Genomic DNA, 16,040 nt, shown 5'->3' with positions numbered 1-16,040 from the left:
CTAGATTAAACGCTGCGGAGTAGCTTGTCGACTCGATCAGTAAATAGACCGATGTCATAGTTGTCTCGCATGTAATCTTGGCCAGCAATTGCGACTCGGTTGAATTCATCTAGATTCCGCATGCTAAGGATGTATTCCGATATTGCATCCGTGTCGTCAAACACCGATGTTTCTGGGTACACATATTCAACTCCACGCCACGGCAGGAATACGCCTTGATTGCCAGCGCAAAAAGCTTCACCTGGACCAACATGTGAGCCTTCATGTTCGCTCATTGACAGGACGAAACCATATTCATGCACCGAATCGTAGGTATCGACCCATCCTAGGTTATGCACGCTATCGTTCAGATCATGGGCATCGATAAAACTGTCACAAGCACTAAAATATGCCTGTTCTAGGGGGTCTCCGGCAACCCATGTCAGCTCCCGATAACTCTTACCCATAACCGATAGCGAGTATCGATCGTCAGTTTCCTTCAACTTTGACAGAACTTCAAGAGCCTTTAGATAGCCCTTGCGTTGGGGCACTGCACCAATTATTGCTAGCTTGAATACTCGGTCTTCATTCGTAGGGTCTGCACGCTTATATGAATCCGTAAAGTAGAAGTTTGGAACAAAACGTACTTTGCCGCGATCAAATTCAAATCGTTCGATTAGGTCTTCCATGCAATGAGGGGCAATGGTAATAAACGCGGAGACTGCAGATCTTTTGATCTGATCTCCGTAGCTCCGGCCAAGCTCATAACGATGCATTCTGACCACGAGTGTTTGGGTTGGGCGCACACGTTCGGAGTACCATACGGAAGCAGCCGTAAGCCATTCCACCCAAATGAAGTCTGCCCAATCTAACCACCTACTACTCAGTTCTTCGGTATGAAGGACTTCAGTTGGCCACTCATCAATCTGAACTTGGTAATTCTTCCGGAGCAAGGGAATAGCCGGTTTGATAAATTTCAAGTCATGGCCAGCGATCAGTAGCCGTGGCTTAATTTCTTCTCGAATCACTTTCACGTCTCCCCTTGCGAGGGTGCCAACAAGGTCTTGAACATGTGGGTCAGCGAAATTGATTTCTCGAATTGTTGTCTTATTGCGCGCAAAAAAATCAGCGAAGAACCTAATGTCATCTTCATCTACATTTGTTGGATCCAGGTAGCGAATGACCAACCGTAGTGCGTAATTAATTGTCCTGTCCCCATGCAGTTCCATGTAGCTCAATCCACGCTCTGCAAATGAGTCTTCAACTGACTGCCAAGATGTGACAAGTTCACGCAGCTCTCGACCGGAATAATAGTGCATCGCGGAGTTTCCACCACCGGGCTGACGGATATAGTGAAACAAGGGGTGGTCTACATAGCCAATTGACCCGGACCTGTTCATCCCTGCGGAGGTGAACACCAAGTCCTCTCCCATGCGAGTATTCGGGTCGAATCGGAGATTATGCCGGACCAATAAGTCACGCTTCCATAAAGCAGAGCAATTGAGGCTCTGCCCCTTGGCAATGGTGGTGATCATGTCCTCAACAGGCATGTTTTCGACAACTTTGATTCGGTCAACGACGGTACGGCGCTCACCCAAATAGTTCACCTCGACCGAACCGCGCACCAGATCGTGGTCCATTTGCTGTGCGAGTGCTAGCGCTTTAGTGATGCCTTCGGGATCGATTTCATCGTCGCCATCAAGAAAAAAGATATAGTCGCCCAGTGAATTATCAATGCCAATATTTCTCGGCGTCGATGGTGAACCCGTGTTCTTTTCCGTTTGATACAAGGCCCAATTTTCGTGGTCTCCGCACAACTCTTCGAGCTTTTCGTAGGTACTGTCCGTTGACTTGTCATCGATGAAAAGGACTTCAAACTGACGATCCCCCAGGAGCTCCTCAAATTGGGTATAGCTGCCCAAGCTTTCAAGGGAGTCGACGCATAAACCAAGCTTATTGTCCGCGTTGTGCATGGGAACCACAATGCTTAGAGCACAATCACTACCAATTATTGTTTGTGCCGAGCTCATCGAGGAACCTCCAAAATAGGGCGGACAGTGTTGGGTTGCAGGATGGCTTGAACGACGTCAGGGGCTGTGATGCGCATTCCCGAGCGTATTGTTCCAGCACTCCATCCAATATCTTTGCGATCAGATAAAACTATAGGTTGGTGCGTGTATTCGCCGTGCAGCAATGTGTTTTCTACAGTTTCCCGACTCAAGTCCTGTCTTGGATCTACCCAAATCAAGTCTGCAGTCTGCACGAAATTGCTCGCAGGTACGTTTTCTTGGACTAATAGCGATTCGGAGATAACCGTTACAAACTTCGACATGTACCTGGTTAGGTAAGCGCTCGATTGAGAAGTTGGAAGCACGGAGGAGACGACGAGGAGCAACCGGGAGTATATGTTGGTTCGGTTCTCGAAATATGACAATGCAATTTCGGCTTCTTCGTGACTCGCGACGCGACTAATCATTGTCGGCTTTTCTCGAACCGAAGTAAAAGGCATCCCAATGAATCGCAAAATCTCTTCAAATCGGTGCCGATAGGTATGCGCACCCAATGTCGTTTGGAGCGCCCGAAAAGCCATTTCGGAACGTTCTGCCGGATCATAGTCTTGGAGCAATTTCTTGTCCCGATCGAAATAAATCATGTCCTTGCCATAGATCTTTTCAATCCCTGGCGAATAATTGGAAACAACCGTGGTGCCAGAGGCCGCCAGTTCAAATATACGTCTTGCAAACATCGTCTTCGAGTTCGAAACGGTATTGAAGTTCAGACCAACCGAGTATTTACGGTATAATGCGGCGGTTGCGCGGTGGTTCACGGGTCTACGAATAAAAGAGGAATATTGTTCAGGGAACTGTAGATCTGATTTATTTCCAAAGTTACGATCATGAATCGTTAAATCTAGTCCCCCGTCAAGTACGTACTGAAATCCTGTGTGCATCATTTGGCTGCGTTCACGATGAATTTTATACCAGGCACCAGCAAACACTGCACCATTGTCTCGTTCGGCAAATCCCAATGGATTAAACGTCCTCGTCTGGGCAGCAAACTGCATCACCCCAACTCTGTCTGACGGCAAGAATTTGCGATAGTCAGGAACTACTTCTTCAGCAGTCGTTAGAACGTAGTCAAACCGCGCAGCTGTGGATACAAAATCATTTATCCGGTCCTGGAAATGAGTAGGATCTTCTTTGTTCCAAAATACCGACGGAATGGAATGTTTTTTGGTGTAGTTTAAAATTTCAAAAAGCGTGGTTCTATTTTCATACGCAAATTTTACCGAACTGTAAATCTTTCCACGCCATGGACGAGTCTTACTGTCAACTCCTGACCATGCCGATTCACAAAGGAAAAGGTCCGGCTGAAATTCCTCGATTTGGTCACGCCAGGTCTCGGGTAGCAATATGATTGATTCGAACTCGGGCGATAGACTGTTGTAGGTAAATTCGTCGCAAATTATTGCGACTTTAATTTTGTTGGCTCTCTTCGGTCCAGCTGTCTGGTATTCGTTAGCAATCGCATGCAAGCCCTTGGGCTTACCTACGATTTCCTTCCCAATAGACCATTTCCGAAATTGCTCAGAATTACCTGGCTCACGTTTTGCACGATTTTTTGCTCGCTGCCCCCATGGTTTTTTGAGAGACGGATCCCCGAGTTCAATTATCCATTCAGGGATACCGCTATCCTCTAAATCGTCGAAACCGTTTTCGCCAACGGACAATATATGCAGCTCATGCACTGAAGTCTTCATACTCGGCTTCCAGGCCAAACCTGAAAAGACAATGCGTGCAGCACCCGGAGGAACTTCAAGGGACTTTACAGTCTTCTGGACTGGCTGGTCTTCTCTGTCACGAATTGATAGGTAGAAAAAAGGGCCAAGTTTTGGACTTTGCGAAAAATGTCCCGCTGGGATACAAACGTTTCCATTTGAATCAAAGATTTTATAACTTAGGAGTGCACCGCGCTCGACAAGGTTAGACGTGCATTCTGCAGCGATAGCCACAACGATGTTGCGAGTACCAGCTGGAATGGAATGCCCAACTCTCACACTCTGGAGTGACGTAGGCGCGTCTAGATACTGGGTTGGCGCTGTAGTTATCATGTGTCTTTCCAAGGATTATAGGAAGGCGGCTCTTAGCATCTTGTCGTTACTCGAACTCTGCAAATTTAGGCATAGCCATACCTTGAGGTTCATATTAATGCTACTTCATTTCTCATGTGAAAGCGCTAATTACGTTACAAACTCGATGGATCCAAAAGGACTGAGCGACCGACGGTTACCGGAAAGCGCGTATCTCTAAGTACTCACTGTCGCGAATTAAACGAAAGAACGGTTAGGTATGCGTTCAATCCGGTATCGGGGGCACTTTCGCGTACAACAAAAGTGTCAAAACTGAATATCCGGAAATGGAGAAGCAACTGCTGAATAGCCTCGGGTGGTTCGGCTGTTCTGACGACGTGGTGTGTAATCTCGTCACATCGTAGACACCGGATCTCGTGACTTCGTGGACAGCGAGTCTCACACCAAGTCGCCGGCCTAGCGGCACCAACTAACGCTATTCAGCATTCGGCAATGCAGAAAGCTGATTTGACGCTGCAATTCTCCACGATTACGAGGCGATATAGTCATTGAGGACCAACTGTTTCGATGAATTGCACGTAAATTTCGTGAATCGCGTGCTCAGCATAGTTTCGTTTCAATCATCTAATATTGTTCCAGATGTCCTTGACTGCATATGTCGCAATGTCCATTGATTCGACGGGAGCTAGAACCAATGGACAATATTGTTCTGGTTACGCGTCCATTTATATTTAGACGTTATTTCATGCGTCATCGGTCGAAAACCAATGAATTCGTTTATTTATTGCCTGTTAGCATCACAGATGCTCAAAGATTAGAGCCGACTTCAATTTCAATTATTGATGGTCTGCCACCCGGATTCACAGGATTCTCAATCACCCAACAGTTTTCTCTCTGTTTTAGGCTATGTGACACTACGCCACGCTTTATACTAATTTTACTCTCCGGTTGAACCCTTATTCGGATCCAATTAGTATTGTCGGAGCCTTCAACAAGACCGTTGCAAAACGTCAACACCATATCGTCTGACAGCAAGAATCTAGAGACTCCAGAACTTCCGTCAGGAGCCCAGCAACGATCGATCAATGAAAAAGAAGTTGGCGAGAGCACATTAAATGTTCTCCTGGCCCTAAAGCCATCTAATATATATTCACACTGTATGGAATCTCGACCGTCAGATTCAACGTATTCCATATCTGCGACCACACGCCTCGGCGATCCTCCATTATTGAAGAAGCTGAGTGGTTCCAGATCAAATTTTGGAAAATACAACCCTGAATGACCCCGCTGAGTACGTATTGCTGCGCCGATATCATTGTCAGGGTCATAGTTGTAGACCCCAGCGTCTAATACAACTAGTTTTTCGTTGTGGCTCAATAAAAATGAAGTATCGTCCATCTGCTTATGAACGGCCGAACGAGCTCCACAAATAATCGAGAGATAAGAATCGGGATTGCTATTTACATAGATACCATTATCGGTGCTTACAAACTTTCCCGTCAGTGGCAATAAATCAATTTCTCTCCCTAAACCACCATCACCCAGTGGTGGTACATGACCAGAGGGAAGTAATAACCGACGGTACGCGGTCGAAACACGACCTAGTATTAGAGAATATTTTTCAGAGGCTACCACTAATCGTGGATCCATGGAAGAGAGCTCCGTGAAGTCTTGCAGAAGTCGAACGAACAAACCCTGATACGTGGGTGTGTTCTCATAGCTCAATCCGTCTTCATCGATAATTGTGCCAAGTTGCTCAAGTGTAACCACTAGATCATTTTCTGCTTGTACTTGAGGAACCAGATGAGGGAAAAAAACAGCAACCTGGAGAAGTGCTAGTGACACCATAATTCCATGGTTATTATTCAAACGCATCCGCGGTTTTCTCGCGAGTTCAAGAAGGATAGGCAGAATCTTATCGATAAGACTTATAATCGTTTTCGCTTGCAATTCCTGCGATTTTGCCCGCAGATAGAGTTCACAACACACGCGTATTTGAATCGCCAACGCGTGATCCAGAGATGGCATTCGAATCACGGCGGGATTCAAGAATCCCTTTTCGATAAAATCCAGGAAGTCGGCAAGTACTCGTTCTGTAACGAGCCAATCGCCCTGCGTAGTGACAACCGTCGGCAAATAAGTTAAAGATCTAAACCATAACCGTGCAGCGGCCTTGTCCTTGGAAAATTCCATGTTCCAGTCGACCGGGAAAAACTCATCGTGAATTTCAAAAGGTACACCATTAGGAAGCGTAATTTGAGGATGACCGTTCGTATTTTTAACAGCGCATCGCTTGCTGCTTGCATCAGACCATCTACTTATTGTTGAATTATCCATGCTTTATCCCGCCAATACAAAATTATCTTGCAACTCAATTTAGTCTAAATACATCGTAGACTAATATAGTCATCATCCGGCGTTAACCCATATGTTATCTATGTGATGTCACATAAGCACCTAAATCACCGAAGGATAGAGATACGTGTGCCTGCTGGTATTTACCAAGAAGGTAGATGTACGCGAATAAATCACATGTTATCAATTAACATTGAATCACAAAGCTACGAACAGTCGAATAGGCTTTATGATTTACCTTTATGTACAACTTTGAGTTTACACGGTAATTTGAAATTTATTGAGGATATTTTTTGCGATAGATAGAGTGGTCGTATCTCTTTTCAGCATTCTGATCAGAGCGTAAGTGATCAGCTCACGGGAAGGCGCCCGATGACCTTCATTGAATTCAGCTACTAACATCGTTTTATCATATTTATTGTAAATTCCAGAACCAATTGGTGTAAATTGAGATCTTTCGCGGACAGGTAACGCATGAATCTTTTCGTGATTGTCCGATCTGTTCTGTAAATAAACCAGCCTGTCTAGGCCATTAAGATTGCTAATCTCGCTTTCGACACCAGTCCGTGCTAAAAAACTTGATGCGACTTTGTTTATGATCTGACCGTTTTCATTTCTAATTTCTGAGGGAGTTTCCATCCAAGATGGCGACTCAAATCTCGTTGATAAGAATTTACTTACATGTTCAGGGTTGTATTTAAGAAAATCTATTTGAGGGTTCCATACGAGAGCCGACTCTTTGAGCAACACAGCAAAATGTAAAGCGGCAAAGCCTCCCGCTGAACCTCCGACCAGGATGAGGTTGGCCCCAGCTCGGAGTCTAAGAAAGTTGAGTACCGTAACTAATGCAGCATCAAATTTCGATCCAATGCCACCTGTGTACCAGCCGATTCCCAGATCCCCAGCGAGATTTAGGGTCGGATCCGCAATCGAAATTACGGGGGAAGCTGCGTCCACAGCAACTTTGCTCCCCGAAAAGTAAGGGGGCGCCGAATTCGAACGTATGACAGCACCATTGAAGAATACTGGCAAGTTGCTGTATCGACCATTCACTCCCCTTACCAGCATGTCAAAATATCTACCATCCTGAAGCCCAATCTGATGAATACCATCCTGGAACGAGGATTCTCTGATGAACTGATTGACAGATTCCCAGATCCACAATCGATCCTTAAAGCGAGAATAATCGCTATGAAACGTAGTGTTTACCATTTAGTTTCCCCGACTTGTCCATCAGATCTAGATTTAAAATAAAAACTTGGTTCCATATGAAGTTAATTCCAGTAAGGAAGACATTCATCGAAAATGTGTCTAAAATACAGTGTGTACGCTCGGGCTGCTAACCAAATAGCGCAGCTCAACGCGCTCTTACAATGCGTGTACTTAGGACTCTTACGCGGAAGTGCGATTATCGTTCGTCTAGCTGGGCGCTTCTCAACCTTTTCGTGAGTGTGATAATCATGCACAATTCAAAGACTTGCTCTTCAACTACCAATGTCACTGTGTTTCCATGGAACCGTGGGCCACAAGTGAATCGATTTTCTCTTTATTGAAATTCACCTACGTGTCAATAGGCACCTAAATTTTCAGAAGTAATTACAATCAGTAGTAAATCAACTAAAACACTTCTCCGAAAATTATATTATGAATCTCTCGCATAAAACAATCAACAACAAATGGTGTCTATAGCAATGATTCTAGAATTCTAGCGCAATCTCCTTGAGGGAGAAATTTCGAAGATAACTATTGAAATTATTGAATAGTGAATCTAAATTGTTAAATGTATCTTCATAGTCGACATATTCCTCCATTTCGGCGGTCGTCATGCTGCTAGCCTCTTGAGTTGACAGATTCGGCAGATGTAAAGTCTTGGTTAATTCCGCAGTGCGCGAATCATGGGTTAGCCACAAGCCAGGGCGCCCCGCTAACAAGGCTGCCATATTTCCATGGAACCGCGTTCCGTAGCTCAACCGTACGAATTCTTTGTTGAACTGATACCACGGATTTACATCGCGAAAAATCCTGTAGCGCCGGGCAAAATAGTCCACTAGTTGTTCACGCTTAAGCTGTGGGCCAGTGCCCTCCAACAAAGAGTAGAACGCGCTCGGCACTTCTGCAGTCTCCGGACTAAGTTGAGCTTCAGTAGCAAATTTATGCATCTCCTTGGAATGAACTTCCAACCAGTAGCTATCTTCTTGAACGGCTCGTGCCATGAGATTCTTTTCTTCAAGTTTCCTAAAATGCGTTGCATTAAAAGAAATACCCCCACGACGCGGTCCACTCAAATATTCTCTAAGTTCTGAAAACGCTTTGGGGCGTTGGAAAAATGATGGACATCCGGTGACCTGTGTATTGTGTACGCCTGCAAAATCTGCAAATACTTTTGCGGTAAATTCACCTCTAACACTAATAACCTCACATTTTTCTCCGAGGAACTTCATGAACTCAATTGCTTCATCCGGTAAGTCGGCACGGTTCGCTTCGCCGGTCTTGGGAGCCTGTGCGCCGAGCCCGAAAATGACAAGAGGAACTTTGCAGGCGTCAAGGCTATTCATTAGAGAGACATACGCCTGCTTTTTACGCTCAGTGTGATTTTGAAACTGGATCATATTTGCACAAGAGAATATATAGTGAGAACACTGGGTGTTGATGAAATCCATCGCAGTCCTGGCTCCGTAATGATATCTCCACCCGGAGCGTCGCACATCGACGGAGCCCCTGAACATCTCGTATGGTGCGCGACCATGAATCATGTTCCCGGCGTTCTCATCGACGTAGGGGAATTCATCCTCTAGTGAAGTAACGATTCCGCCAACGGCAATAGGCTTCATATTAGACTCCTGAGCAATAGATAATGCGAATATTTGCTAGCGTTTCAATATTCCAACTGCATTCGCATTAAAGACTACTTGCTACAATTCGATGAGACTACTCACGGCGCGCTTATGCACCCACAATTTAGCGTCAACTCGGGTTCATGCATTCTTGCGACAAGTAATTATCATGACTAGCGTCTTAGATCCCTCCCAGCCGGTTTTGGAGGTTGCGTTGGATCCTTTGACGGCAGCACCGCCACTGTGGCTTAGGCTGAGCACTACGAGTGGCTCACTGACACGCAGCCGTCTATCCAGGGATGGACCCAGGTGTTGGGGACGGGGCAATCGCATACCACTGTTTCACTAATTCTCGACTGGTGGTAGTGCTCTGGTGTTTCCAGGTTCAGCGTGCGCTACGTCATGAACCTGAAATGCCGAAACCGGCCAAGCAGTGTCTTTATGTTCATTGGGCCAGTGAACTATTGATCAGCAACCAGTTGCGGAACCTCGTCGGTACCCGCGCTAGGAAAGCTTGCCTACCCATCCTGAATGTTCCTTAAGCACGAAATTATCGAACGAATGGCACCATCAAACAGAGACTTACCTAAGTGTTCACGGTTCTCACCACCAGCGCTTGTATCCCTTCAGCCGGACCGCTTTTGACCTCGTCAGCGTTGGAAGCCGGCCTGGAACCTGTTTCGTGCCACGCTTTGTGATTGAAAACCTCAATAAATTGATGACCTGATGTTGTGTTTTCACGTCTTTACCGAAGAAATTATTAATAAATAGGGTCCCGATTCATCCGCAAGGTCCGCACCTCATCCGGCGCTGTCGCCGTGCAAGTCGAGGACCAAACCGGACGCACAGCCACCTCTGTGGAACACATCGGCTCAGCGAACACCGACGCCGAACTAACACTGCTGCTGCGCTCCGCCAAGCAACGCCTGCATCCAGGGCAACAAGCCTTCGACTTCGGCGATTTAGAACAAGAACCGCATCCCTGGTCGGAGTCGCTGACTTGACCCAAAACGCCGCACTGCCCGACGTGATTCCTAACCGAGGAAGACCACGAGCCGGCGCCACGGGCACCGCGAAAGTCGTCGCGTCCCAAGCCACTGAACTGCGGGACATCCTCACGGTAGCCTATACGCGCCTTGGGTTCGAAGTCCTTGGTGACGAGAGATTGCGCCATGATGCTCGCCAGGCTCATCGAGCCAACGTCCAAAGCAGACACCATCAGAGTGCTCGATGAAACCTCCGCACCGCCCCCGTCCTTGCGGACCCATTCTCGCAGCCTGCACCGCTGCTACGACAAAGACTACAAAGACTACAAAGACTACAAAGACACCCTGTCCAAAGCACCTTATGACTTGCAAGAACATTTCGATACGAAAGGCAACCGGTTCGCTAACGGGCAGATCCTGGAATCGAAGCGCGTCATGTGCACTGGTGCAAAAGGCCGAGAACGCCGAGTGAACTATCGATGGTCTGTGAAGCGTTTCCGCACTGATAATCGGTACATCAATCTGATAGAGCGCCGAGCCATGGACATCGCTGAAGGCACAAGCCAGATGCGTAAAGCACGGTTCGTGAAAACGACCGGGATGAAGCCTGCGGTGGATGAGGCCAGGATCGAGCGAGCCCACGTGCTGGCCGGGCTCAAGGGCTATCGTGACCAATGTCGAGCAGTCATTGATGAAAGGTCAGCAGGTCCTTGATTCGAACCATGACCTCTGGCAGGTTGAAGCGTCATTCCGTATGACTAAGAGTGACCTTTCCGCTCCTCCGGTGTTCTATCGGGATGAGGACGCCATTGATGCTCATTTGACCGTGGTGTTCGCTGCCTTGGCAATTGGTCGGTATTTGCAGGAGTTGACTGGGAGGAGTTTGAAGCGGATTATCACCGACTTGAAGGGTGTTTGTTCGGCGAAAATACAAGTCAATGGTGATTATGTGGTGATCCCTGCTGAAGTTTCTGCCGAGCTTCGAGAGCAATTGGCGAAGCGCGAGCGTGGAGTAAGAGTACTTACTAAGGCTTTGGCACGAAACAGGTGGTACGTGGGGTACTTCCATAAAACCAATTTGACGCACGAACCGGGTCAATACGGGCTGAACACCGTGAAATTCTGAGGCCAGATTCTTGGCGCTGAGAGAGGTGCGGGACAAACCGGTTTTATTGATCGAAGCAACGGGACACCCGTTAGCAGAAAGCAACTAAAGCACACCGTAGCTTTCCTGATCTACCACTGATTCGCAATGTTTTGGAGACTGGTTACCGACTCTGCAAGCCATCTCCCAAAGATTATAGACGAATATCCTTCGATGCAACGTGATAAATCGGCCCCAGCTCGCCCTTGGGCCTGACGAATGAAATTGACCGATACAACCCGCCAATTGTTTGATCTATTTCGAATTCGACGGCGGTTTGTTGCCCATACCATTTTTGATCGACGGTCTTTCCATCTCTTTGAAGGTAAAAAGCGTATTCCATCGAGCGTATCGAAGTCGAAACTGGTAACATTGTGGCCAATAGTCCGTTACCTTTTACTTCAAGTAAAGAAACATGTTCAAACACTGGGTCATTTTGCCATCCATCTTGAACACCAAATGGGTAAGCTATTTCGATTCGGTGAATATCGATTTTATTTCCATTCGAACTTTCTGTATCGTAAACTAAACTCCTGATACCAGCCTTTTGGGGAAAAAGAACATCGATCGCTGATGCCATTTTGGCAACCGTAACACTTAAATTTAAGTATCCATTGCTGGCGCCATTTATCACTCGGGCATGGAGATCTCTGAGTTCCTTTAGATCTGATCCACTATACCAATTCTCAATTGCAAAAGCTGCACGTTTGACATAATTTATGGAGGATTTTACCGCATTAAAATTGAAAGATTCCCCACGAATACCTGGACTCCACCCCTTTAGGAACCTTGGTTCAGGTTGAGTGATATAAGCAGAATCTAACGATTTAATCCAACGTTTATCACTAGACACTATGTTCAGGTGATTATCAAAGCTCAATTTATCAGTCCACGTTTTATTTTCGAAATTATACCCTCTGAGGCCGGGTTCGATTTTGTCAAATAATTCCGAAACTAAATCTCCTTTTTTTCTCATATCAAATTCAATTTGGGATGAGGCTTTGAGAAAAAATGGGTTCGATAGCAGCTGTAAAACAATGTCATTCGCAGAAGAATCGAGCCGGGCGTGTCCAAAATGTGCCCTGTTGCGAGTCCGAAAATACAACGAATTTAGGACTTCTTCTGGAGTTTCTCCTGTGCAATCCCTGAGCTCAGCCGTAAAAAGATCGACCGAACCTTGGCTGAAGTAATCTGTATTGACCGATCCTTGCAAGTAACGTTTTGAGACCCACTCAAAAAACTGGTCGTCAACGTTAGGTCGTTCCCCCATTTCTTCGGTAAAGGATGAAGTTGCTGTAGCTCCACCTTCAGTTGAACGAAGAAGCTCGCCGCCTCCCCCTCTAGCGGTAATTACGTCGTCGATAAAAAGTTCGTGGGTCGACATCGGTTTGAAAGTATATGAAAAGTTGGATCTGTAGCTCTGAAAAAATTTCAGTGACTCTAAGAAATCGATTGACAACGTAGCTTTTTTATCGCCGTCCCACCAAGAAAGCCCATAATCCTCGCGGATCTGATTGGCTATTGAAATATCACGTTCAATGACACCGACAGAATTTTCGATAGGCCAAATCCTCGGATCGTCAGAAAATACCTGATATTCGGAAGAAACACCGGCTTTTTTTAGCAACCCGAAAACTATCCGAGAGTCGACTCCACCCGAAAGGGTAATTCTCTTCTTTCCATTATTATTGGACGAAATCGATTCAAGAATCTCGCTGGATTTCTCAATCCCTAAATCAATATTAGTCTCATAACTTTCTGCAAATCCAGAATTAGTCAGATTATTTCTATTTATTATTTTCGCTTCAGATTTCTCGACAATTAGGACACTAGTAACGTCCAGGATCTGAACTTGTTCAGACATAGTCCGAGTGCTACTCAAATTGTATAATTGTGAACCCCTCGCGGACACCATTGTCGCGTAGTGGGTAATATCGAGATCCAAAGTCACATTGTTGTCAGATAGACCGGCGGCGATACCCTGAAAACTGTCAGATAGAAATATTCCACTCCCTGGAACAAGACTATAGAATAAGGGCGCATAACCGTAGGCATCGCTCAGAGCAATATATCGAGATCCTTCTTTGGCATCCGACTTACCTATCGCAACCCATTCACCGAGGTTCCTCAATAGCGTTGCAAGGCTGATATTGGTGACAAGGCAATCAGATAACGCATGAATCTTTGCACCGTGGTTGGACAGTAAAATTCCAGCCATACGTTCAATGCTCCACAGAGCCGAATCTATATCGTCAGCTCTTGGACAGATCTGTATCTCCGAAGCATCAGTTTTGATGAGGACATACTCTAAGGAATTCATTGGCTTCAACGTCATATTTCAACCTTCGATCGTCACTACAGTCTGCGGGGGCATTCGCTAAATGGGCTATCAGTTGAAATCCTAGCTTAGCGCCAAATCAGGCAATAAATTCACAGTGCCGAGCGAAGATTATCTACCATAGTTTTTCGGTTAAATCGCTTGACCTACTTTCGAACGGAGCGATCGATCAAGAGGAGAAAACACTAATATATTGCTATTCAGTTCGTTTGACCGATAGTTCAGTTTGGTCGCAAACAGAAGGAGACCAGCCATAAGTACATCTGTCTCTCATGGCTGGTCTCGCTTGACCCTATTTGATGAAAACTAGTCTGCTAAGTTGATCTCCCGGGCAACGCTTGCACCAATGGCCGCACCAACAACGTCAAGCACTCCGCTAGGAAGCGCTGAGTCAATGTTGATGACAGCAACTGCTTCGGCACGTGCTTCATCACGCGCAACCTGCATACCTGCAATGTTGATGCCCTGCTCCCCCAGCACGTTGCCGAGTGAGCCGACAACACCTGGGCGGTCCGAGTAGCGAACAATGATCATGTGATCCGTGATTGGGATCTCAATCTCGTGACCGTTGATCCCCACAAGCTTTTCGATCTGCTTTGGACCGGTCAAGGTGCCCGCAACTGCAAGTTGTGTGCCCTCGTTTGTTGCACCCTTGATGGTCAGCTGGTTCCGATACTCAGGCGAGTCGGCGGTGGTGACCAAACGTGTCGCCACACCACGCTGTTCGGCAAGCACCGGAGCGTTCACATAAGAGACCTGATCCGAGACAACGTCCATGAAGACGCCCTTCAATGCGGAGAGCTCAAGAGCCTTCACATCCAGTGAGGCAATTTCACCGGCAACGACCACATCAATGCTGGTTAGCGATCCCGAAGTCAGTGCGTTGAAGATACGGCCGAGCTTCTCGATCAGCGGGATGCCTGGGCGAACGTTCTCGTCGATGACACCGCCTGCAACGTTGACGGCGTCTGGCACTAGTTCGCCGGCCAGTGCGAGGCGGACCGACTTAGCTACAGATACGCCTGCCTTCTCCTGAGCTTCATCGGTGGAAGCGCCCAGGTGCGGGGTAACGGTCACGTTCTCGAATTCGAAGAATGGCAGGTCGGTGCTTGGCTCGGTCACGAAGACGTCAATGCCGGCACCAGCGATCTCTTCATTCTTCAATGCTTCATACAGCGCATCCTGATCTACCAGACCGCCACGTGCCACGTTGATCACGTAGGCGCTGTTCTTCATCTTGCCGAAGGCTTCCTTACCCAGCATGCCCAACGTCTCTGGAGTCTTTGGCATGTGGATGGTCACGAAGTCGGCCTGGGCCAGCAATTCATCCAAAGTCACCAGCGTGACTCCAAGCTGGGAGGCGCGAGCTGGGGTGACATAAGGGTCATAAGCAATGACGTCCATGCCGAAGCCCTGCAAGCGAGCCGCAACGAGGGCGCCGATACGACCCAGGCCGATAATGCCGGCCTTCTTTTCGAAAAGCTCGATACCGGTGAAGGAGCTGCGCTTCCATTCGCCGTTCTTCAGCGAGGCATTCGCGGCAGGAATACGGCGAGCCAGCGAAACGATGTGGCCCACGGTCAGCTCTGCTGCCGAGATGATGTTTGAGGTGGGCGCGTTAACCACCATGACACCAGCCTGGGTGGCCGATTTGATGTCAACGTTGTCCAGGCCTACGCCTGCACGGGCAATAACCTTCAGGTTCTTGGCCGCGGCGATTGCCTCGGCATCCACCTGGGTGGCCGAACGGACGAGAATAGCGTCTACGTCGGCGATCGCTTCGAGGAGCTGGGAGCGGTCTGCTCCGTCTGTCTGACGAATTTCAAAGTCGGGACCGAGCGCAGCGACAGTTGCTGGGGATAGTTGTTCGGCCAGGAGTACGATTGGCTTGTTGTCAGACACGGGTGTGGCACCTTTGCGATTTCATTGGGCTGATGCTTGCATGAAGGCGACTGTTGAAGTTCGCCAACATGTTCCACCCTAACGCCGAGAAGCCTCAGGAACTGTTGAATTTACGCATATTACGTGGCTTTCAGACGACTTTGTGAAAACTTTCACTTAGTCGTTATGATGTGGAATGTGCATCGACCGCCCATCTGGATGTTGGCGAGAATCATGCTGGCTGAGGCCATTGGGTTTGTGAATTTTTACGTTTCGAACCCATATCAATAGCGTTCCCCTTAACAGGCCGTAGATCCTCGTTGGAATTAGCCCTCACCCTCGGTACCTGTAGCTTTGAACTGTCGCCTCCCGGGCAATAAAAGTACCGAATTCTCCTAAGCTTTTGAAGTCACGTTGTGCGTCCTCTATTCAG

Annotated in this window: 10 protein-coding genes; 3 read left to right on the top strand and 7 right to left on the bottom strand. The window is 47.3% G+C overall.

The genetic code is table 11. From position 1 onward, the window contains the following. Nucleotides 1-5 precede the first annotated feature (5 nt). From LG294_RS06960 to LG294_RS06940, 5 genes are all read right to left on the bottom strand, one after another. Nucleotides 6-2,009: a glycosyltransferase gene (locus LG294_RS06960; RefSeq protein WP_404290812.1), complete on the bottom strand. Its 2,004-nt coding sequence runs from the start codon at nucleotides 2,007-2,009 to the stop codon at nucleotides 6-8. Beyond that, the gene (locus LG294_RS06955; protein ID WP_404290810.1) at nucleotides 2,006-3,991 is read right to left on the bottom strand and encodes a glycosyltransferase; all 1,986 of its coding nucleotides are present in this window, start codon (nucleotides 3,989-3,991) and stop codon (nucleotides 2,006-2,008) included. The genes LG294_RS06960 and LG294_RS06955 overlap by 4 nt, the downstream gene beginning before the upstream one ends. Before the next feature lie 885 nt (nucleotides 3,992-4,876). After that, nucleotides 4,877-6,406 carry a heparinase II/III family protein gene (locus tag LG294_RS06950; protein WP_404290808.1) on the bottom strand — a complete coding sequence of 510 codons (1,530 nt, stop codon included), beginning with the start codon at nucleotides 6,404-6,406 and terminating at the stop codon, nucleotides 4,877-4,879. Between the two features lie 276 nt (nucleotides 6,407-6,682). Next, nucleotides 6,683-7,636, bottom strand: coding sequence for a hypothetical protein (locus tag LG294_RS06945; protein WP_404290806.1), 954 nt, complete (start codon nucleotides 7,634-7,636; stop codon nucleotides 6,683-6,685). Nucleotides 7,637-8,121: 485 nt separating this feature from the next. Next, nucleotides 8,122-9,255 (bottom strand): polysaccharide pyruvyl transferase family protein, encoded by a 1,134-nt coding sequence (locus LG294_RS06940; RefSeq protein ID WP_404290804.1) that lies wholly within the window; start codon nucleotides 9,253-9,255, stop codon nucleotides 8,122-8,124. Between the two features lie 821 nt (nucleotides 9,256-10,076). Between LG294_RS06940 and LG294_RS06935 the strand changes: the two genes are divergently transcribed. The 3 genes from LG294_RS06935 (at nucleotide 10,077) to LG294_RS06925 (ending at nucleotide 11,370) form a co-directional block, all read left to right on the top strand. Further along, a complete protein-coding gene (locus tag LG294_RS06935; RefSeq protein ID WP_404290802.1) occupies nucleotides 10,077-10,262 on the top strand; it encodes a hypothetical protein in 186 nt (61 codons plus the stop codon). Between the two features lie 168 nt (nucleotides 10,263-10,430). Further along, complete coding sequence (locus tag LG294_RS06930) at nucleotides 10,431-10,958, top strand: hypothetical protein (protein WP_404290800.1); 528 nt, start codon at nucleotides 10,431-10,433, stop codon at nucleotides 10,956-10,958. Further along, a complete protein-coding gene (locus tag LG294_RS06925) occupies nucleotides 10,936-11,370 on the top strand; it encodes a hypothetical protein (protein WP_404290798.1) in 435 nt (144 codons plus the stop codon). The genes LG294_RS06930 and LG294_RS06925 overlap by 23 nt, the downstream gene beginning before the upstream one ends. A 172-nt stretch (nucleotides 11,371-11,542) precedes the next feature. Here LG294_RS06925 and LG294_RS06920 read toward each other — a convergent pair whose 3' ends face one another. Both LG294_RS06920 and serA read right to left on the bottom strand, forming a co-directional pair. Beyond that, nucleotides 11,543-13,723, bottom strand: coding sequence for a hypothetical protein (locus tag LG294_RS06920; RefSeq protein ID WP_404290796.1), 2,181 nt, complete (start codon nucleotides 13,721-13,723; stop codon nucleotides 11,543-11,545). Between the two features lie 309 nt (nucleotides 13,724-14,032). After that, nucleotides 14,033-15,628, bottom strand: a complete 1,596-nt coding sequence (serA, locus tag LG294_RS06915) for a phosphoglycerate dehydrogenase (RefSeq protein WP_404290794.1) — start codon at nucleotides 15,626-15,628, stop codon at nucleotides 14,033-14,035. Nucleotides 15,629-16,040 lie beyond the last annotated feature (412 nt).

This window comes from Glutamicibacter arilaitensis (assembly GCF_044793945.1).
GTDB lineage: Bacteria > Actinomycetota > Actinomycetes > Actinomycetales > Micrococcaceae > Glutamicibacter > Glutamicibacter arilaitensis_B.
This window is presented reverse-complemented; position numbering and strand designations above follow the sequence as displayed.